Genomic DNA, 19,493 nt, shown 5'->3' with positions numbered 1-19,493 from the left:
CTATATCACGTTCCCGCATTGCACGAAACAGCCCTGCGCATGGTTCTGCAGGGTTTCGACGAGGCCGCGGAGCATCGGGAATCGAGCCCGGTCGGCGTCGCGCTGCTGGGTGAGCGCGGCACCGGGAAAACCCATCTGCTGGGCTCCGTCCGCGAAGAGGTGCAGGCCCGGGACGGCTATTTCTTCCTGATCAGCCTGCTGGACGCCAGCGCATTCTGGCGCAGCACCGCGCTGTCGATCGTGGAGGGCCTCACCCGCACGTCCGGGGACCGGCCGAGCCAGCTGACGGACTTCCTGCGCCGGCTGGCGGACGCCTCCGGGGCACCCCGCAGCCTCCAGCGCGCGGTCACCGGCGCGAGCGAGGCCCCGCTGTCCCGGGCGTCCCTGGACGCCTTCGTCGACCACATCCGCAAGCTGAACAGGCAGGTCGGGATAGAGGCACAGGACACGGCGCGGGCCCTCGTGCTGCACGCCTCCGACGACTCCCGGGCGCAGGACATCGGCTTCGAGTTCCTCTGCTCGAACGACGAGGTGGAGCCCGGCGAGCGCGCCGGCTGGGGCATGCGGCGCGGCCGGCGGTCGGCCCAGGAGGTGGTCCGGGACATCTCCCGGCTGCTGGCGCTGACCGGGCCCACGGTGATGGCCGTCGACCAGATCGACCCGCTGGTCTACCAGTCCGCCAAGTCCAGCGAGAGCGACGACCAGCCGGACTGGAGCGGGTCGCTGCTGCTCGAGCACATCGCCGGTGGGCTGATGTCGCTGCGCGAGACCACCCGCCGCACCTTGTCGATCGTGAGCTGCCTGCCCACGGTCTGGGAGCTGGTGAAGACCAAGGCGACCAACACCGTCCAGGACCGCTTCCGGGAGGCGGTCGACCTCAAGCTGATCCCGTCCGCCGAGCTGGGGTACGAGCTGGTGGCCAAGCGCTTCGCGGTGGAGTTCGCCGGGGCGGGCTTCACCGCGCCCCATCCGACCTGGCCCGTGGCGCCCGACGCCTTCGCCGAGTCGGTGGACTTCACCCCGCGCGAGCTGCTGCGCACCGTGGACACCCATGTCCGCGAGTGCCTCGCCGCGGAGGAGGTGCGCGAGCTGCTCCACCTGCGCCACCGCGACCGTGCCCCGCTCGACCAGAACACCGACCGGGGCCCGCTGCCCGACGACGAGCTCGCCGTCTACAACGCCCGCTACGACGAGCTCGTCAAGGCGGCCGATCCCGGCCCGGCGTTGCATCCCGCGACCGAGGACACGATCGTCCCCGCGCTGGTCCGCGCCGGCCTGGAGGCCTGGATCGGCGCTCGCGACGAGCCGGAGGGCACGTTCGGCATCGACCCGGCCCCCGGCGTCAAGCCGCCGCTGCACGCCCGGCTGCGCCGCAGCCTCGACGAGGTGACCGAGGACGAGGCGCACTGGGCCTTCCGGGCGATCAGCTCGCCGCACCACATCGCCGTGCTGAACCGCATCCGCAACGCGCAGACCGCCGCCGGGCTCATGCCGGGCCAGCACAGGCGCCGGCTGTTCCTGCTCCGCAACGCCGAGTGGTCCAAGGGCGCCCGCACCCAGGAGGTGGTCAGGGCGCTGCGGGACGCCGGCGGCCGGCGCGTCGAGTTCCCCGAGTCCGACGTGCGCCGGCTCATGGGTCTGCGGGCGCTGATCGACGGGTACGGCTACGACAAGCTCAGCCGGTGGTTCCGCGAGCGGCGTCCGGCCGACTCGATCCACTTCCTGCAGGAGGCGCTGGCCGGCTCCGAGCCGGGGATCGGCGAGGGCGTCGCCGGCACCACCGAAGCGGCGATCGAGCCGACCGCAGCACCGACGACGGCAACCACCGGAGCGAACGCGGCACCGGCGGGGCCGGCGGTGGCGGCAACCACCGGGCCGACCGCCGGACAAGCCGCCACCACCGCCGCCACCGCCGGCCCGGCCGGCCGGGTGGTCCTCGGCAGGGCGCTCGGCGACGGCCACCCGGTCGGCGTCGACCTGGCGGCCCTGCGCAAGCACACCGCCATCTTCGCCGGCTCCGGTTCCGGCAAGACCGTGCTGATCCGCCGGCTCGTCGAGGAGTGCGCGCTGCTCGGCGTCTCGGCGATCGTGCTCGACCCCAACAACGACCTCTCCCGGCTGGGCGACCCGTGGCCGGCACCGCCGCCCGGCTGGGACGCGGCCGACACAGACCGGTCGGCGGAGTACCTGCGCTCCACCGAGGTCGTCGTCTGGACCCCGCGGCGGGAGAGTGGGCGGCCGCTGAGCTTCCAGCCGCTGCCCGACTTCGCCGAGATGCTGGACGACCCGGACGCGTTCACCGCCGGCATCGACGGGGCGGTGGCGGCCCTGGCCCCCCGGGCCAAGGTGGACGGGTCGACCGCCAAGGCCCAGCTCGGGCAGGCGGTGCTGCGTGAGGCGCTGCGCGGCTACGCCCGGAGCGGGTCCAGCGACCTGCGAGGGTTCATCGGGTTGCTCGGTGCGCTGCCCGAGGGCATGAGCCAGATCCCCGACGCCGAGAAGATCGGCTTCCAGATGGCTCAGCTGCTCACCGCGACGGCGATCAACGACCCGCTGTTCGGCGGGGGCGGCGCACCCGTCGACCCGGGGCTGCTGCTCACCCCGGCGGCGGGCTTCCGGGCCCGGGTCTCCGTGATCAGTTTCGTGGGGCTGCCCGACGACACGCAGCGGCAGAGCTTCGTCAACCAGCTCCAGCTGGCGCTGTTCGCGTGGATCAAGCGGAACCCGGCCGGCGAGCGGCCACTCGGCGGGCTGCTGGTGATGGACGAGGCGCAGACGCTGGCCCCGTCGGGCCCGATGACCGCCTGCACCCACAGCACGCTGGTGCTCGCGTCCCAGGCCCGCAAGTACGGCCTCGGCCTGGTCTTCGCGACGCAGGCGCCGAAGGGCCTGCACAACCGCATCCCCGGCAACGCCGCCACCCAGTTCTTCGGTCTGCTCAACCATCCGACCCAGATCGCCACGGCGCGCGAGCTGGCCCGGGCCAAGGGCAGCGACGTGTCGGACATCGCCCGGCTCAGGGTCGGGCAGTTCTACGCCGCGATCGAGGGCGGCGAGTTCGTCAAGATGCGGGCCCCCTGGTCGCTGTCGTACCACCCGCAGAGCCCGCCGACCGCCGAGGAGGTGCTCGAGCGCGCCCGGGCCGGCTGAGGTGGACCCCGGCAGGTGCCGGGGGCCGGGACTCATCTCGTAGGATCGCCGCCATGCCTGCGCAGCCGGAACTGCCGCTGCGTCCGATGACGCTCGGCGAGCTGCTCGACGCCGCCATGGCGCTGATGCGGGCGCGGGCCCTGCCGTTGCTGGTCGCCGGCGCCGGGCTCGGGCTGCTCGAACAGGCGCTGCTCGTGCCGCTGCGGGCCGCCGCCTTCGTCTCCGCGCCCTACTACGGGCCCGCCCGCGGCCATTTCGGGCAGTGGTGGCTGGTCACCGCCCTCGGGTTCGGCACCGAGACCGTCATCCTCACGCTGCTCGGGGCGCTGGCCGCGGCCGCCGCCGGCCCGGCCCTGCTCGGACGGCGGGTACGGCATCGCGAGCTCTGGGCGCGTACCCGGCCGCTGTCGACAGTCAGCGTGGCCCTGCTGCTCGGGGTCCTCGCCGGCGCCGCCCTCTTCGCCGGTTTCGTCCCCTGGCTGATCCTGTACGGCCTGGGCGGTCTCACCTCCGCCGTGCTGGTCATCGACCGCGCCGGCAACCCGTTCAGCGCCCTCGCGCGGTCGGCGCGGCTCACCGCCCGCAGCGGGCTGCGCGGGTTCTGGACCCTGCTGTGCGCCTACCTGACCTGGTTCGTCATCCGGTTCGCGCTGGGCAGCGGGTGGGTGTGGATCCTGACCCGGCTCAGCGGCGGCGAGCCGGCCTGGCTGACCTGGCTGACCCCGGCCGCCTGGGTGCTGGCCAACGCCGTCGCCTACTCCGCGCTGGCCTGCGTCGCCGCCGTCCTGCTGCTGGAGACGCGGATCCGCACGGAGGGGCTGGACATCGCCGTGGGCCGGGCCCGCAGCCGGGGCGAGGACGACTACGCCACGCTGGTGTACGCCAGGTGACCCGGGCCTGGGACGAGTTCGCCGCCGCGGTCTTCGACGTCGTGCCGCCGGGGCTGCTGCTCCTGCTCGCGCTGGTGGCCGCCGGGGTGGTGGGCACCCTCTGGTACTGGTTCCCCGCCTGGGTGCCGCGCCGGCTGCCCCGCTGGCGGCTCCCGCGCTGGCGGTGGCCGAAGTGGCGGTGGCCGAAGTGGCGCCGTACCCGCAAGCCGAAGGCCGCCCGCAAGAAGAAGGCCGCGGCCGCGCCGGTCTTCGCGCCGACCGTCGTGCTCGCCGACGGCACCCTGCTGGCCGACCGGCTCGCGGCCGAGGGCCGCTACGCCGAGGCCATCCGGCAGCGGTTGCGCGACGTGGTCGGCGACCTGACCGCCGCCGGCGTGGTCGCGCCGCTGCCCGGCACGACCGCCGCCGAGGTCGCGGCCGACGCGGCGGTGCGCCGCCCGGCCGTGGCCGCGCCGCTGGCCGGCGCCACCGACCTGTTCTCCGAGATCTGGTACGGCGACCGCCCCGCGCTGCCCGCGCACGACGAGCGGATGCGCGCCCTGACCGGGGACGTGCGCACCCGGATGCGGGGGGTCACGCCGTGAGGTCCCGCCGCTGGTGGCGTTTCGCGCTGCCCTTGGGCGTCGTCGCCGGGCTGGCCCTGACGACCGGCATCGTGCACGCCGTGGAGCAGCCGGACCCGACCGACGCCTCCTTCCTCTCCCCCACCAGCGACGCCGGCGACGGGGCCCGGCTGCTCGCCGCCGACCTGGCCGGCGCCGGGGTCCGGGTCAGCGTGCGCACGCGCAGCCGGGAGGCGATCGCCGAGGCCGCGGCGGCCGGGCCGGTCACGGTGTTCGTCACCACGCCCGGGCTGGTGCACCCGTCCTCGCTGGACCTGCTGAGCACCCTGCCGCCGCAGGTCCGCGTGGTCCTGGTGGCGCCCGGCGAGGACGAGCTGGCCGCCGCCGGCTTCGACATCCCGGTGCGGGGACCGCGGTGGACGGCCGCCGCCCCGCAGCCGGGCTGCTCCACCGACTTCGCCAGCGCCGCCGGGCCCGCCGCGGTGCAGCGCCGGCAGTACGGCGCCGCCGCCTACCCGGCCGTACGCTGCTACGACGACGCCCTGGTGGAGTTTCCCACCGGCCGGGCCACGATCACGCTGGTCGGCGCGGCCGACCCGTTCCGCAACGACCGCGCCGACGAGCACGGCAACCGCGTCCTGGCCCGGGGCCTGCTGGGCCGCGACCCCACGGTGATCTGGCTGGACCTGCACGAGCGGGAGCCCGCCCCGGACGACGGCGCCGGCCGGCCCAACCGGGAGGACGAGCAGGACCCCGGCGCGGACGGCAGCGGCGACGGCCAGGGCCGCGACGGCGACCGCTCCGGCGACGACGCGGGGCAGGACCCGGCCGGGGACCCGCAGGACGGCCAGGGCGACGGTCGCGGCGACGGCGAATCGGCGCAGGGTGGCGGCAACGCGGTCACGGACAGCCCGCTGGCCCGTGCCTTCCCGCCGGCCGTGTGGGCCACCCTCGCGCTGCTGGCGCTGGCCGCCCTCGCGCTGGCCGCGGCCTCGGCCCGCCGGTTGGGCGCCCCGGTGGCCGAGCCGCTGCCGGTGCGGGTGCGGGCCGCCGAGACCGTCCGCGGGCTGGGCGGGCTGTACCAGCGCGCCGGCGCCCGCAGCACGTCGCTGGCGACCCTGCAGAGCGCGGCCCGGCGCCGGCTGGCCGAGCACTACGGGCTGGACGCGGACACACCGACCGACGAGGTGGCGGAGCGGGTCGCGGCGACCGTCGGCCGGCCGGTCGTCGAGGTACGGCACCTGCTCGGCGGCGGCGTCGAGGACAGCGACGAGGAGCTGGCCCGCGCCGCGACGACCGTGCAGAACCTGGTCCGCTTCGTGACGGGGCAGCAGCACTGGCAACAGGGACCTGACGAGGGGAATGAGACGTGACGTCTTCCGTAGGTGTGGAGGCCCTCGCGGCCCGGGAAGCCCTGCAGCGCCTGCGCGCCGAGGTCGGCAAGGCGGTCATCGGCCAGGACGCGGTGGTCGGCGGGGTGGTCATCGCGCTGCTCTGCGGCGGCCACGTGCTGCTCGAGGGCGTGCCCGGGGTGGCCAAGACGCTGCTGGTCCGGGCGCTCGCCGCCGCGCTGGACGTGGACACCAAGCGGGTGCAGTTCACCCCGGACCTGATGCCCGGCGACGTGACCGGCTCGCTCGTCTACGACGCGCGGACCGCGGCGTTCAACTTCCGGCCCGGGCCGATCTTCACGAACCTGCTGCTCGGCGACGAGATCAACCGCACGCCCCCGAAGACCCAGGCGGCGCTGCTGGAGGCCATGGAGGAGCGCACGGTCAGCACCGACGGCGAGACCCGCCGGCTGCCCGAGCCGTTCATCGTGGTGGCCACCCAGAACCCGATCGAGTACGAGGGCACGTACCCGCTCCCGGAGGCGCAACTGGACCGGTTCCTGCTGAAGCTGACCGTGCCGCTGCCGCAGCGCGACGAGGAGCTGGGCGTGCTCAAGGCCCACCACCAGGGCTTCGACCCGCGGGACCTGAAGGCCGCCGGGGTCACCCCGGTGGCCAGCGCCGCCGACCTGGCCGCGGGCCGGGAGGCGGCCCGCCGGGTCGCCGTCGCCGAGCCGGTCCTGGAGTACGTGGTGGACCTGTGCCGTGCCACCCGGGTGTCGCCGGCGCTGGAGCTGGGCGCGTCGCCGCGCGGCACGACCGCGCTGCTGGCCGTGGCCAAGGCCCGGGCCTGGCTCAGCGGCCGCGACTACGTCCTGCCCGACGACGTGAAGGCCTTCGCCATCCCGACGCTGCGGCACCGGGTCCGGCTGCGCCCGGAGGCGGAACTGGACGGCGTCTCCACCGACTCGGTGCTGCGAACCGTGCTGGGCGCCGTGCCCGCGCCCCGCTGAGCCGACCGTGATCACCAGGCGTTTCGCGCTGCTGCTGGCGCTGGGCCTGCCGCTGCCCGCCCTGCTGCCGGGCCCGTGGCTGCTGACCGCGGCCGTGCTGGGCCTGGCCGGGCTGGCGGCCACGCTGGACGTGCTGGTCGCGGCCCCGCTGAACGGCGTCACGCTGCGCCGCTCGGGCGAGGCGACGGTGTGGCTGGGCGGGACGGCCACCGTCACGCTGACCGTGGGCAACGGGTCGGGGCGGCCGCTGTGGCTGCGGTTGCGCGACCGCTGGGTCCCCTCGGCCGGCGCCGACAACACCGAGCACCGGCTCAACCTGCTGCCCGGCGAGGAACAGGAGATCATCACCACGCTCAGGCCGACGCGGCACGGCGACCGGCCCGCGGTCCGGGTGACGCTGCGCTCGTACGGGCCGCTCGGGCTGGCGTACCGGCAGCGGCGGCAGCGGTGGGACCGGGCCGTCACCCCGGAGGCGACGCTGCGGGTGCTGCCCCGCTTCCCGTCCCGGCGGCTGCTGCCGGAGAAGCTGGCCAAGCTGCGGATCTTCGACGGTTCGGTGGTGACCCGGGGCCGCGGCCAGGGCACCGAGTTCGACGTGCTGCGCGAGTACGTGATCGGCGACGACGTGCGCTCGATCGACTGGCGGGCCAGTGCCCGTACCCACGACGTGGTGGTCCGCACCTGGCGCCCCGAACGCGACCGCCGGGTGATCTGCGTGCTGGACACCGGCCGTACCTCGGCGGCCCGGATCGGCGACGAGCCCCGGCTGGACGCCGCGATCGACGCCGCGCTGCTGCTGGCGGTGCTGGCCGCCAAGGCCGACGACCGGGTCGACCTGCTGGCGCTGGACACCGCGGTGCGGGCCAAGGTGGAGGGCGGCGGGCACCGCACCAAGCTGCCCCGGCTGATCGGCGCGATGGCGGCCCTGGAGCCGGCCCTGGTCGAGACGGACTTCGGGCTGGTCGCCGGCGAGCTGCTGCGCCGCGACCACAAGAGATCCCTGGTGGTCATCTTCACGGCGCTGGACGCGGCCCCCATCGTCGAGGGCCTGCTGCCGATGCTGTCCCGGCTGACCACCCGGCACCGGGTGGTGCTGGCCAGCGTCCGCGACCCGGAGACGGCCCAGCTGGCCCAGCTGCCGCCGGAGGGCGCGACCGCCGCCGAGGTGCACGTGGCCGCGGCCGCCGAGCTGGCGCTGGCCGAGCGCGGGCGGGTGCGCGCGCTGCTGGAGCAGCAGGGGGTGCTGGTGGTGGACGAACTGCGCGACGCCTTCGCGTCGAAGGTGGCCGACGTCTACCTGATGCTCAAGGCGGCCGGGCGGCTCTAGACGGCCAGGAAAGCCGCCACCGCGCAGACGGCGGCCGCCACGGCCCGCGCCCGGTCGATGTGGAGCAGCCGGTGCAGCAGGGGCCGCGACCAGCTCCGGCCCAGCCGGCCGTGCGCCGGCGCCGCGCCGAACGCCGTCAGCAGCCCGGCCGTCGCGGCGGCCACGAGGGCGACGATCGTCCAGCCGTCCGGCCCGGCGAGCACGGCCCAGCCGCAGGCGACGACGAGCAGAGCGTAGACGAGGACGACCACGGGCGTGATCCGGCGGCTGTGGGCGTCGTGCGCCGCGGCCCATCGACCCTCGTCCAGGTCGGCCAGCGCCGGATAGACCACGAGGGAGACCGTCAGCTGGAAGCCGAGGTGCAGGGCGGAGGCCGCCAGCAGGAGCAGGGCCGAGACAGAGGGGTGCACGCCGTCTCTCTTGCCCCATCCGCCGGGGTCTTACCGCTCTCTTGGTGTGCCGCGCTACGCCGTCGGCACCGGCGTGACCGAGAGCTCCGGATCCAGGTCGCCCGTCTCCCCCCGCCGGTGCGCCGCCCCGCCCACTCCCAGCGCGTACACCAGGAAGCCGGCCCACACCGCCACCCCGATCCCGACCCGCGCCATCGTCGGCAGGCCGGACGGGGTCACGTACGCCTCCAGCAGCCCGGCGACACCCAGGGTGACCGCCAGGCCCAGCGCGACCAACATCCCGCCACGGGCCCGCGCCGCCAGCGCCTGGCCGCGGGTGCGGTGCGGGCCGGGGGCGATCCACGCCCAGCCGATCCGCAGGCCCACGCCCGCGCCGACGAAGATGCAGGTCAGTTCCAGCAGGCCGTGCGGCAGGATGAAGCCGAAGAACGTGTCCGCGTGCCCGGTGGAGATCATTACGCCGCCGGACATGCCCAGCGCGAAGATGTTCTGGCCGAGGACGTAGAGCACCGGCAGGATCAGCACGCCGGAGGCCAGGCACTGGGCCGCGATCAGGGCGTTGTGGGTCCACACGCTGGCCGCGAAGTTCTGCGCCCGGAACTCGCTGTAGTAGCCCGTGAAGTCCTGCTCGGCGTAGCGCCGCAGCTCCTGGCCGCTGCCGAACAGGGCGATGACGTCCGGGTTGGCCGCGAAGTAGGCCATCAGCGCCCAGAGCAGCAGCACGCTGACCACCATCACGGTCAGCCACCAGCGCCGGGTGCGGTAGAGCTGGGCGGGGAACGACGAGGCGAAGAACCGCCCGACCGGCCGCAGGGAGAAGCTGCGTGCGCCGGTGACCGCCGCGCGGCCGGCGATGACCAGCTGGGACAGCGAGGCCAGCAGGATCGGGTCCGGCGAGTGGCTGCGGACCACGGACAGGTGGGTGGCCGCCCGCTGGTAGAGGAGCACCAGCTCGTCGGCCTCCTCGGCGGACAGCCGCCGGCGGCGGGCCAGCACGTCCAGGCGGTTCCACTCCCCGCGGCGCTCGGCGACGTACGCGTCCAGGTCCACCGGCGCAGCGTAGCCAACGCCCATCGGGTTAACTACCCGCATGACTGTGGCGGCGGTGACGACGACCGGCGGGGGCGACGAGCCGCTCGTCAACGGCGAGGCGGTCGAGGTCGACGTCCGCCCGGCCCGGGTCGGCTCGCGCGGTCTCGCGCTAATCATCGACATCGCCGTGCAGGCGGTCTTCGTGCTGCTGCTGATCATTCTCATCGGGATCGGCTCGTCGTTGTTGCCGGCCGGCGTCGCCGACGGGGCTTTCATGCAGGCCGCGTTCACCGTCGCCGTCATCCTGGTCTTCGTCGCCTACCCCACGACCGCCGAGACGCTCACCAACGGCCGCAGCATCGGCAAGCGCGCGCTGGGCCTGCGGGTGGTCCGGGTGGACGGCGGCCCGATCCGGCTGCGGCACGCGCTGACCCGCACGCTGGTCGGCCTCGCCGTGGAGTGGCCGGGCCTGCTCTTCCCCCCGCTGACCTGGGCGGTCGCGCTCAGCACGATGATCTTCTCGGCCCAGGGCCGGCGGCTGGGCGACCAGGCGGCCGGCACCTTCGTCATCCACGAGCGCGCCCCGGCGCCGTGGGGCTGGGTGCCGTCGATGCCGCCGCAGCTCGCCGGCTGGGCGGCCGAGCTGGACCTGAGCGGGCTCGACGACCAGCTCGCCCTGGCCGCCCGGCACTACCTGGCCCGGGCCGGCCAGCTCAGCCAGCCGCAGAACGGGCGCCTGGCGCAGAGCCTGGCCCGGGAGGTCGCCGAGACGATCTCCCAGCCGCCGCCGCCCGGCACCCCGGCCTGGATGTTCCTCACCGCGGTGCTCGCCGAACGCCGGCGCCGGGCCGGCGCGCGGGTGCACACCACCCGCGCGCTGACCCAGCGGATCTGGCCCGGATTCGGCCGGCTCGAATGGGCGCAGCCGGCCGTGGCCGACCCGACGTGGGACCCGGCGGGCGCGCACCGGCCGCTGCTCGGCGTCGTCAAGGAGGAGGGCCGTCCGCTCTAGAGCCGCTCCGGCGTGTCGATGCCGAGCAGCTCCAGCCCCTGCCGCAGGGTGCGCCCGGTCAGGTCGCACAGCGCCAGCCGGCTCTGCCGGATGCCGGGCGGCGCCGTCAGCACCGGGCACGCCTCGAAGAAGGCGCTGAACGTCTGCGCGAGCCCGTGCAGGTAGCCGGCCAGTCGGTGCAGCTCCAGCGACTCGTCCAGTCCGGCCGCCACCGGGGCGAAGCCGAGCAGCTCCAGCGCCAGGGCGCGTTCGGCCGGCGCGGTGATCAGTACCGGTCCGGGGGCGGTTTGCGCCTTGCGGAGGATCGCCCGCGTCCGGGCGTACGCGTACTGCAGGTAGGGCCCGGTGTTGCCGGTCAGCGCGAGCATCCGGTCCCAGTCGAAGACGTAGTCCGACATCCGGTCGCCGGACAGGTCCGCGTACTTCACCGCGCCGACCCCCACCGCCCGGGCCACCTCGGCGGAGGGCGCCAGCGCCGCGGCCCGGTCGACCGCCTCGTCCAGCACCGCCGCCAGCTTCACCGACTCGCCCGAGCGGGTGCGGAACATCCGGCCGTCGCTGCCCAGGATCGACCCGAAGGCGACGTGCTCGGCCCGCACGCCCTCCGGCAGCCAGCCCGCGGCCGCCGCCACCGCGTAGACCATCGCGAAGTGGGTGCGCTGCGGGGAGCCGACGACGTAGAGCAGCCGGGTGGCGCCCAGGTCGCCGGTGCGGTACCGCAGGGCGGCCAGGTCCGTGGCCGCGTACCCGAAACCGCCGTCGCTCTTGCGCACGATCAGCGGCAGCGGATCGCCGCCCCGGCCGGTGAAGCCCGGCGGGAACGCGCACAGCGCGCCCTCGCTCTCCCGCAGCAGGCCCTGGGCGGTCAGCTCGGCCACCACCGACGCCAGCTGGTCCTGGTAGAAGCTCTCGCCGAGGAAGTCGCCCGGGCCGAGCGTCACCCCGAGCCGGTCGTACGCGGCGAGCAGGTGCCGCTGCGACGCCGCCACGAAGTGCCGCCACTGCCGCAGCGAGCGCTCGTCGCCGCCCTGCAGCGCCACCACCCGCAGCCGCGCCCGGGTCCGGAAGTCCGCGTCGGCGTCGAAGCGGGACCGCGCGGCCTGATAGAAAGCGGTCAGGTCGGTGATCGAGGCGGCGTCGTCCGGCCCCAGGTGCTCGATCAGCATGCCGAACGCCGTGCCCCAGTCGCCGAGGTGGTTCGCGCGCACGACGTCGTGGCCCCGCCACTCCAGCAGCCGGACCACCGCGTCGCCGATGACGGTCGAGCGCAGATGCCCGACGGTCAGCTCCTTGGCGATGTTCGGCGACGAGTAGTCGACGACGACCCGCTCGGGGCGCGGTGTGCGGGGCACGCCGAGCCGGTCGTCGCCGGCCAGTTCGCCGGCGCCCGCGGCGATCGCCTCGTCGGTCAGCCGCAGGTTCAGGAAGCCCGGACCGGAGACCTCGGCGGTGGCCAGGCCGGTGAGATCCGCGGCGGCCAGCACGCCGGCCGCGATGTCGCGCGGGGATCGGCCGAGCGGGCCGGCCAGCGGCAGGGCCGCCCCGGACTGGTAGTCGGCGTGCCGCGAACGCCGCACGGCCGGATCGACGGCCGCCTGCGCGACCTGGGCGAACGCGGGCGCGAGCCGGGCGGACAGCAGAGCTTCGAGATTCATCGGGCAACCCATCGACTGGTACGGGACGGGTCGCACCGGGGCCCGGTGCCACAGCGCCGGCGGGTCGACCCGCCGGCTGAAGGCACGTGCTAGCGCAACCGGAGGGGGTTCATCCGGCGTCGCTCGCAGCTGTGGTGGTGGTGCACGGCAGCGATGCTACCCGGTGCGTCCCCGCCGCGGGGGGCAGAATCGGTACGCATGAGCTGGGATCCGCAGGCGCCGGGGGTGCTCGTCCTGCCGTCCGGGCGGCTGGTGCGCGGGCGGGCGCTGCGCCGGCCGCGACCGGACGCGGCCGACCCGGAGTTCGGGGTGTACCTGCTCGGGAAGGCGCCGCCCCCGATGGCCTGGGAGAGCCGGTGGCTGCGCTGGCCGGACTTCCGGTTGCCGGCCGACCGCGCCCGGGCGGCCGAGCTGCTGCGCGAGGCGTGGCAGCGCTCCGGCGCCGAACGGGTCGAGCTGGCCTGCGGCGGCGGCCGGGGCCGGACCGGCACCGCGCTGGCCTGCCTGGCGGTGCTCGACGGCGTTCCGCCGGGTGAGGCGGTCGCCTACGTGCGCGCCGGTTACGACCGGCACGCGGTCGAGACGCCGTGGCAGCGCCGCTACGTGCAGACGTTCCTATGAGGCCGGCAGGGCGGCCCCCTCGATCAGGTCGGCGACGTAGCTGTCCACCCGGTCGGCCAGGACGTTGTCCGCGATCATGAACTGCAGGCCGACCTCGCCCTCCTCGTCGTCGACGCCGAGGCTGACCACCCGGGCCGGGACCGGCTCACGCACCGGTCCCAGCTCCTCGATGCGGACGGCGTCGCCGATGTCCAGCCGGCTGCCGGGCGCCAGCCGCACCCGGATGCCGCCCCGGCTGATGTTGATCAGGTCGGTGGTCAGCGGCTCCCCGCCGCGGTCCAGCCGTACCGGGCCGGACATCGTCACCCGGTCGCTCTCCCGGCGTTCGAGCTGGGCGGAGAGCCCCGACATCTCCTCGACCCGGCCGATCGTGCGGCCCATCTGGTCGGCCAGCCGCCCCACCACCGTGCCCTGATCGGCGGCCACCGCGCGCAGCGCCGTGGCGGCCTCGCCCACGCTGGCGATGCCGGCGACCATCGCGGCGATGGTGGCCGCCATCTGGGCGGTGTCGCGTTCCAGCTCGCCGATCGTGCCGGCGATCTGCTCCGTGGAGACCGACGTGCTGTTGGCCAGCTCCTTCACCTCGTCGGCGACCACGGTGAAGCCCAGCCCCAGCTCGCCCGCGCGGGCGGCCTCGATGGCGGCGTTGAGCGCGAGCAGCCGCGTCTGCCCGGCGATGCCCTTGACCAGGGTGGCGGTCTCGGCCACCCGGCGCAGGCTCTGCTCGAGCGACGCGATCACGTCCTCGGCCCGGCGGGCGTCGGCCACCACCGCCTCGGTCGCCGCGTCGGTGGCCGAGATGCCCCGGTCGATGGTGTCGGCGGCGCTCCGCACGTCGCCGACCTGTTCGGTGACCCGGCGCAGCTCCTCGGCGATGACCGTGGTGGAGTCGTCGATGATGTGCTGGGCCCGGTCGCGCAGCCGCAGCTCGGCCTGGCGCTGGTGCTGGAAGCTGGTCCGCAGCTGTTCCTCGCGGACCACCTGGGCCCGGGTCAGCTCGTCCTCCTGGGCCAGCATGCGCGAGCGCGCGGTGGTCAGCGCCTGGCCGATGTCGCCGAGCTCGTCCCGGCCGGCCGGGACCGGGCGCGGCGCCAGGTCGCCGTCGGCGATCGCGGTGACGCCGCGGACCGCCAGGGCGACGTCGTGCCGGGTGCGCCACAGCACGCCGACGGCGAACCACGCGGCCAGCACGAACCCGCCGATGGTGATCACCAGGACGATGAGGCGTTCCCGCGCGAAACCAGCCACCCGCCGGGCCAGCAGGTCGTCCAGGACGCCGGCGAGCGGGCCGACCGCGGCGGCCAGCGCGGCGGCCAGCCGGCCCATGTCGGCCGGGCCGGGCCGCTCGAAGTCGGCGGTGAGCTGATCGGCGACCGCGGTGGTGGCGTCGGCGGCCGCGGTCACCGCGGTCAGCCGCCCGGTCAGTCCTTCCATCGCCGTGCTGTCCTGCGCCGTGGCCACGTCGTACCGCAGGTTGTCGGCCGCCGTGGCCAGCTCGCCGGCGCGGACCGCCTGGGTCGCGACGGCGTTGTTGCCGGCGGTCTGGTCGGCTGCGGCGATCTTGCTGGCGGCCACCAGCGCCCGGGGCAGCTGCACGATCTGGGCGTCCATGACGTAGAACGAGTCCAGGTCCGGGTCGAGGATCAGGTTCGAGTTGTTGCCGGCGTCGGTGATCAGCCCGGCCAGCGCGGTGGCCAGCGCGAACCGCTGGATCGGGGTGGGGCCCAGCCGGCCCGGCACGCCCCGCGCCGAGTCGGCGAGCCGCAGGCCCGGGTGCGCGGCCACGGCCGCCCGGACGGCCGCCAGGTCCGGTTCCTCGGCGGCCACGGTGGCCGCCAGCGCGAGCAGGGCCGGCCGGACCACGGCGAGACCCTCGCGCTCGGCGGTGCTGAAGGCCATCTGGTTGCGCGCCTGGCGCACATAGCCGGAGGTGGCGACGATCCCGGGGATCATCAGGACCAGGATCAGGACGGCCAGGCGGGTGCTGGTGCGCATGCGGTCCGCCGGCGGCACGACCGGGCGCAGCAGTGCCGGTACGGCGGAGTTGTCGCGCGTCACCGGCGGGCGCCGTCCCGGTACGCCGCGTCCCACCCGGCATCCCCCGTCATCCGCATCCCCCGATTGCATCACGCACCAGCGGCTTCATCAGGAGAAACAGCACAGTGGGCGGCGCGTGCTTCACTGAGGCAGCCGGTACGGGCACGGAGAAACGGGGCTCCGCACATGATCAGCACCTCTGCCGTACGACGCCCGGCGACGGTCACCGCCGCCGCCGCCCTGCTGACCACGACCGCGCTCGGCTACGTGATCAGCGCGCTGGCCCTGTTCGGCCAGGTGGGCCGCACCCGGCGCGGCGCCGGTGAGCTGCTCGACCCGATCGGGCTGGACTCCGGCGGCCTGCTGGTCTTCCTCCAGTCGGCCGTGGTCCTGACCGGGGTGCTGACCATCGTGGCAGCGCTGGTCCTGCTGGGCGCCGCCGCCGGCCTGCGCGCGGGCCGCCCGGCCGCGCGGATCGTCGCCTGGACCACCATGGGCGTCCTGCTGCTGTGCGGGATCAGCGGGGTGACCCGCGGCGGCTCGCCGGAGTTCAGCAGCAACGTGCAGATCACCATGAGCCGCTCGGACGGCGCCCGCACCGAGGCCGTCGTCGAGGCCCTGCCCACGCTGTACGCGGACGCGTACCGGATCGGCAGCGGGATCTTCGCCGCCCTGGCCATGATCGCCCTGATCACCGCCGCGGTGCTGCTCACCCGGCCGTCGGCGAACCGCTGGTTCGGCCCGCCGCGGGCGGCCGCCGGGCCGCCGCCCGGCTACCACCCCGCCCCGCCCGCGCCGCCCGCCCCGCCCACGCCGGGTGTCCCGCCCACGCCGGGCGGCCCGCCCCGGCCGAGCGCGGCGGCGCAGGCCGAGCTGGCCACCCTCACCCGCCGGCACCAGCGGGGCGAGCTCTCGGACGCGGAGTTCGCCGCCGCCCGCTCCCGCCTGACCGGCGCCTGAGAAGCCGGTCAGGCCCGGGTGGCCAGCACCTCCAGGTACGCCGCGGGGATCTTCGCGGTGCCGTCGGTGGCCACGTTGTAGCGGGCGGCCAGCTCGACCAGGTCGGCGTACAGCAACTTGCCGTGGTCCTCGTCGAGCGCCTCGAAGGCCTTCAGCGTGGGCCCGTAGTGCGCCCGGAAGTAGTCGGCCAGCTCGTGCGGGGCGCGGAACCGGAACACGAACTCGCGACGGTCGATCCGCAGGTCGCGGACCCGGTCGCCGAACAGCTCGCGCAGCCGCGGCTCGCTGCCCCACTCCACGGGCGCGCGCACCCCGGCCGGCGGCGGGACCCGGCGCCCCACCGTGCGGAAGAGCTCGCCGATGAAGCCGTCCGGCGTCCAGTTGGCCAGGGCGATCGTGCCGCCCGGCCGGCACACCCGGGTCAGCTCGGCGGCGGCCCGCTCCTGGTCGGGCGCGAACATGACGCCGACGACGGACAGCACCGCGTCCCATTCGCCGTCGGCGAACGGCAGGGCCTCGGCGTCGCCCTCGGCGAAGTCGACGTCCAGGTGCTCGGCGGCGGCCCGGGCCCGGCCGCGTTCCAGCAGCTCCGGTACGTAGTCGACGCCGGTGACCGGGCACCGGCAGCGGGCGGCGGCGAGCGCGGCGTTGCCCGTACCGGTGGCCACGTCCAGGACCCGCGAGCCGGCGGCCAGGTCGGCCGCCTGGACCAGCCGTTCCGAGATCGGGTGGATGAGCGCGCCGACCGCGCCGTAGTCGCCGCTGGCCCAGGTCTTCTGCTGGCGTGCCTTGATGCCCTCGAGGGCGAGTGAGCTCGTTGTCATGCCGGCGACGCTAGGGGCGCGGTCCGGGGGCGGGCGTGGGGAATTCTCCCCATGTTGGCGTCAGCGGGCCGTCAGCAGCCCGAGACGGCGGGCGGCCGCGGCGGCCTGGCCCCGCGACGGTACGCCGAGCTTGCCCAGCACCGCCGACACGTGATGGTCGACGGTCTTGGCCGACAGCGTCAGCCGGACGGCGATGTCGGCGTTGCTCAGCCCCTCGGCCAGCAGCGTCAGCACCTCGCGCTGCCGGGCCGTCAACCCGCTCGGGTGGGCGGCGGTCGACGGGCGCGGCCCGCGCGGCGCCCGCACGCCCCGGTCCCGCAGCTCCGCGCGGAGCCGCCGGGCCGTACCGGCCGCGCCCAACCCGTCCACGATGCGCAGCGCCTCCGCTGCCGCCGGCTCGTCACCGCAGCTCAACGCCTCGGCCCGGGCGTAGGCGCAGCCCCGGCGGGCCCACTCGGCGGCGGCGCCCGGCCAGTCCCCCTCGATCAGCAACCTGTACGGCAGCCCGATCCACCCGGGCGCCTCGACCGGCTCGCCGGCCCGCCACATCCAGTACGCGAGCTGCCCGGCGAACCACGGGTGGCGGACGCGGACGGCCAGGTCGTACCCGCGCCGCGCCTCGGCGGCCGCCCGGGCCGGGTCGCCGGCGATCCAGTAGTGCTCGGCGAGCCCGCCCGCGACCGGGCCGACGAACTGCACCTCGTTCGCCTCGTACGCGGGCAGCTCCGCGGTGTGCAGGATCCCGGCCGCGTCCGGCTCACCGCGCCGCGACCGCAACCGGCCGAGCGCCACCTGGGCCGTGCACCGCGACGGCCCCTCCCGGGCCGGGCCGGCCAGCGCCGCCTCCGCGTCGGCCCGGGCGCCGGCCCAGTCGCCGCGGGCCAGCAGCATCGCGGCCCGGTAGCCGAGCAGGTGGCGCACGTAGCCGTCCAGGTCGCGGGCCTCGGCGAACTCGAGCACCCGGGCCAGCACGTCCGCGGCGACGTCGAAGTCGCACCACTCGACCACCTGGCACGCCCGGTTGGCCAGCGCCCGGGTGGCGTGGTCGTCCAGCCCCGCGGCGGCGGCCATCGCATGGGCGCGTTCCAGTTCCACACCGCCCGCCTCGGGGTCCTGCTCCATCCGGGCCGAACCGACGTTGACCAGGGCGTGCACCTCGGTGTCCCGGTCGCCGAAGTGCCGGGCCAGGGCGATGGCGCGTTCGCCCCACTCGATCGCGGTGTCCTCGCCGGCCAGCATGTGCAGCTGCGACAGGTTGCTGTACGCCATCGCGAGCTGCGGGCCGGGCGGGATCGACTCGAGCACCTCGACCGCCCGGATGCCCGCCGCCCGGGCCCGGCCGGTGTGCCCCCGCCACCAGTTCAGCCGGGACAGCCAGCGCAGGTTCTCGCCGACCCGGACCGTGTCGCCGGCCCGCTCGCGCAGGGCCAGCGACTGCTGCCGGGCCGCCAGCGCCTCCCCGATCAGCCCGGCCAGATACCCGGCGGTGGCGTACGCCTCCAGCAGCTCCGCCCGTTCGCCGGCGGACGCGCCGCCGGCGTGCCGCAGCGCCAGCTCGTAGTGGGCCGCGGCCTGCCGGTTGGCGCCGACCGCGGCGGCCCGCCGGGCGGCCACCGGCGCCCAGCGCAGCACGGCGGCGGCGTCACCGGCGTGGTGGGCGTGGTGCACCAGCCGGGCCGGGTCGACCCCGGGCCGGCCGGCCAGCAGGGCCAGCACGTCGGCGTGCCGGGCCGCCCGGCGCACCGGCGACAGCGACTCCTCCACCGCCCGGCGCAACAGCTCGTGCCGGAAGGCGACGCCGTCGGCGGTGGCGCCGAGCACGCCGCCGGCGAGGCACTCCTCGACGCCGGCGGCCCGCGAGCCCAGCAACGCCGGCTCGGCCTGCGACGGCACGACGGACACGAAACCGGCGGCCTCCCGGGCGGCCGGCGACAGCGCGGCGAGCCGGGACAGCACCAGGTCGCGGACCGTCGGCGGCACCCCGGAGCCCGCCGCGGCGAGCACCTCGGAGACCAGCAGCGGGTTACCGCCCGTCACCTCGTACACGGAGGAGGAAGACCGCCCCGCGCGGCGCGCGAGCTCGTCGACCGCCGCGACCGACAGCGGAGCCAGCGGCAGCCGGCGGACCAGGCCCCGCGGCAGTCCGGCCAGGACGGTCCGGAGCTGGTGGTCGGGACCGACCTCGTCATCACGGTACGTGAGGACGAGCAGCACCCGGCACAGCGCGAGCCGGCGCCCGAGGAACGCGACCAGGTCGAGGGTCGCCTCGTCGGCCCAGTGCAGATCCTCCATCACCACCACCGGGCGGCGCCGCTGCCGGGGCCCGTCCAGGGCGTCGAGCAGGGCGTCGAAGACGGCCCCCCGCTCCCCCGCGCCCAGCCTCTCCCGCAGCGCCCCGCCGACCTGGCGGGCGATGTCGTGCAGCGGGCCGAGCGCGCGCGGGGTGAGCAGCGGATCGCAGGCGCCCCACAGCACCCAGGCCCGGCTGCCCACGGTGGCGGTGAACGCGCCGGCCAGACTGGACTTCCCGGCGCCGGCCTCCCCGGAGACGACGGCGATCCGCCCACCGCCGGCCGTGTCGGCCAGCAGCGCGTCGAGGTCGGCGAGCGCGCCGGCCCGCTCCAGGAGCTCCATCCGGGCCGAGCCTACTGACCGGCGGGCTGCCGGA

General features: G+C 75.7%; 15 protein-coding genes. 9 read left to right on the top strand and 6 right to left on the bottom strand.

Annotated elements, in window-relative coordinates:
* Positions 1–39 precede the first annotated feature (39 nt).
* From Ani05nite_RS22725 to Ani05nite_RS22700, 6 genes are read left to right on the top strand one after another with little or no spacing between them, the layout of a single operon-like run.
* Positions 40–3,150, top strand: coding sequence for a helicase HerA domain-containing protein (locus Ani05nite_RS22725; RefSeq protein ID WP_307836715.1), 3,111 nt, complete (start codon positions 40–42; stop codon positions 3,148–3,150).
* A gap of 53 nt (positions 3,151–3,203) precedes the next feature.
* Positions 3,204–4,040: a hypothetical protein gene (locus Ani05nite_RS22720; RefSeq protein ID WP_203771172.1), complete on the top strand. Its 837-nt coding sequence runs from the start codon at positions 3,204–3,206 to the stop codon at positions 4,038–4,040.
* Positions 4,037–4,624: a DUF4129 domain-containing protein gene (locus Ani05nite_RS22715; RefSeq protein ID WP_203771170.1), complete on the top strand. Its 588-nt coding sequence runs from the start codon at positions 4,037–4,039 to the stop codon at positions 4,622–4,624. Before Ani05nite_RS22720 ends, Ani05nite_RS22715 begins: the two co-directional genes overlap by 4 nt.
* Positions 4,621–5,976: a DUF4350 domain-containing protein gene (locus tag Ani05nite_RS22710; protein WP_203771168.1), complete on the top strand. Its 1,356-nt coding sequence runs from the start codon at positions 4,621–4,623 to the stop codon at positions 5,974–5,976. Before Ani05nite_RS22715 ends, Ani05nite_RS22710 begins: the two co-directional genes overlap by 4 nt.
* Entirely contained in the window at positions 5,973–6,947 is a 975-nt protein-coding gene (locus tag Ani05nite_RS22705) for an AAA family ATPase (protein WP_203771166.1), read from the top strand. Before Ani05nite_RS22710 ends, Ani05nite_RS22705 begins: the two co-directional genes overlap by 4 nt.
* A gap of 7 nt (positions 6,948–6,954) precedes the next feature.
* The gene (locus Ani05nite_RS22700) at positions 6,955–8,274 is read left to right on the top strand and encodes a DUF58 domain-containing protein (RefSeq protein ID WP_203771164.1); all 1,320 of its coding nucleotides are present in this window, start codon (positions 6,955–6,957) and stop codon (positions 8,272–8,274) included.
* On the opposite strand, the gene Ani05nite_RS22695 is transcribed toward Ani05nite_RS22700, so the two are convergent.
* Together Ani05nite_RS22695 and Ani05nite_RS22690 are read right to left on the bottom strand one after the other, a co-directional pair.
* Complete coding sequence (locus Ani05nite_RS22695) at positions 8,271–8,684, bottom strand: hypothetical protein (protein WP_203771162.1); 414 nt, start codon at positions 8,682–8,684, stop codon at positions 8,271–8,273. The genes Ani05nite_RS22700 and Ani05nite_RS22695 overlap by 4 nt on opposite strands.
* A gap of 54 nt (positions 8,685–8,738) precedes the next feature.
* On the bottom strand, positions 8,739–9,734 hold the full coding sequence (locus Ani05nite_RS22690) for a stage II sporulation protein M (protein WP_203771160.1): 996 nt from the start codon (positions 9,732–9,734) through the stop codon (positions 8,739–8,741).
* 40 nt (positions 9,735–9,774) lie between these two features.
* Here Ani05nite_RS22690 and Ani05nite_RS22685 point away from each other — a divergent pair, with 40 nt between their 5' ends.
* On the top strand, positions 9,775–10,728 hold the full coding sequence (locus tag Ani05nite_RS22685) for an RDD family protein (protein WP_203771158.1): 954 nt from the start codon (positions 9,775–9,777) through the stop codon (positions 10,726–10,728).
* On the opposite strand, the gene argS is transcribed toward Ani05nite_RS22685, so the two are convergent.
* Positions 10,725–12,383: an arginine--tRNA ligase gene (gene argS / locus Ani05nite_RS22680; RefSeq protein WP_203771156.1), complete on the bottom strand. Its 1,659-nt coding sequence runs from the start codon at positions 12,381–12,383 to the stop codon at positions 10,725–10,727. The genes Ani05nite_RS22685 and argS overlap by 4 nt on opposite strands.
* 198 nt (positions 12,384–12,581) lie before the next feature.
* On the opposite strand from argS, the gene Ani05nite_RS22675 reads away from it, so the two are divergent.
* Positions 12,582–13,004, top strand: a complete 423-nt coding sequence (locus Ani05nite_RS22675; RefSeq protein WP_203771154.1) for a phosphatase domain-containing protein — start codon at positions 12,582–12,584, stop codon at positions 13,002–13,004.
* On the opposite strand, the gene Ani05nite_RS22670 is transcribed toward Ani05nite_RS22675, so the two are convergent.
* Positions 12,999–15,062 carry a methyl-accepting chemotaxis protein gene (locus tag Ani05nite_RS22670; RefSeq protein WP_203771152.1) on the bottom strand — a complete coding sequence of 688 codons (2,064 nt, stop codon included), beginning with the start codon at positions 15,060–15,062 and terminating at the stop codon, positions 12,999–13,001. The genes Ani05nite_RS22675 and Ani05nite_RS22670 overlap by 6 nt on opposite strands.
* Positions 15,063–15,227: 165 nt before the next feature.
* On the opposite strand from Ani05nite_RS22670, the gene Ani05nite_RS22665 reads away from it, so the two are divergent.
* Entirely contained in the window at positions 15,228–16,001 is a 774-nt protein-coding gene (locus Ani05nite_RS22665) for an SHOCT domain-containing protein (protein ID WP_203771150.1), read from the top strand.
* An 8-nt stretch (positions 16,002–16,009) separates the two neighbouring features.
* Here Ani05nite_RS22665 and Ani05nite_RS22660 read toward each other — a convergent pair whose 3' ends face one another.
* Complete coding sequence (locus Ani05nite_RS22660; protein WP_203771148.1) at positions 16,010–16,825, bottom strand: class I SAM-dependent methyltransferase; 816 nt, start codon at positions 16,823–16,825, stop codon at positions 16,010–16,012.
* A 60-nt stretch (positions 16,826–16,885) separates the two neighbouring features.
* On the bottom strand, positions 16,886–19,459 hold the full coding sequence (locus tag Ani05nite_RS22655; RefSeq protein ID WP_203771146.1) for an ATP-binding protein: 2,574 nt from the start codon (positions 19,457–19,459) through the stop codon (positions 16,886–16,888).
* Between the last annotated feature and the right edge of the window lie 34 nt (positions 19,460–19,493).

The sequence above is a fragment of the Actinoplanes nipponensis genome (assembly GCF_016862275.1).
GTDB lineage: Bacteria > Actinomycetota > Actinomycetes > Mycobacteriales > Micromonosporaceae > Actinoplanes > Actinoplanes nipponensis.
The sequence above is the reverse complement of the archived record's forward strand: the minus strand, read 5'-3'. Positions and strand labels throughout refer to the sequence as shown.

Excerpts from the sequence above, each read along its gene's own strand:
- argS (WP_203771156.1), bottom strand. The coding sequence starts at position 12,383 with ATGAATCTCGAAGCTCTGCTGTCCGCCCGGCTCGCGCCCGCGTTCGCC.
- Ani05nite_RS22725 (WP_307836715.1), top strand. The coding sequence starts at position 40 with ATGGTTCTGCAGGGTTTCGACGAGGCCGCGGAGCATCGGGAATCGAGC.
- Ani05nite_RS22655 (WP_203771146.1), bottom strand. The coding sequence starts at position 19,459 with ATGGAGCTCCTGGAGCGGGCCGGCGCGCTCGCCGACCTCGACGCGCTG.
- Ani05nite_RS22675 (WP_203771154.1), top strand. The coding sequence starts at position 12,582 with ATGAGCTGGGATCCGCAGGCGCCGGGGGTGCTCGTCCTGCCGTCCGGG.
- Ani05nite_RS22720 (WP_203771172.1), top strand. The coding sequence starts at position 3,204 with ATGCCTGCGCAGCCGGAACTGCCGCTGCGTCCGATGACGCTCGGCGAG.
- Ani05nite_RS22665 (WP_203771150.1), top strand. The coding sequence starts at position 15,228 with ATGATCAGCACCTCTGCCGTACGACGCCCGGCGACGGTCACCGCCGCC.
- Ani05nite_RS22685 (WP_203771158.1), top strand. The coding sequence starts at position 9,775 with ATGACTGTGGCGGCGGTGACGACGACCGGCGGGGGCGACGAGCCGCTC.
- Ani05nite_RS22660 (WP_203771148.1), bottom strand. The coding sequence starts at position 16,825 with ATGACAACGAGCTCACTCGCCCTCGAGGGCATCAAGGCACGCCAGCAG.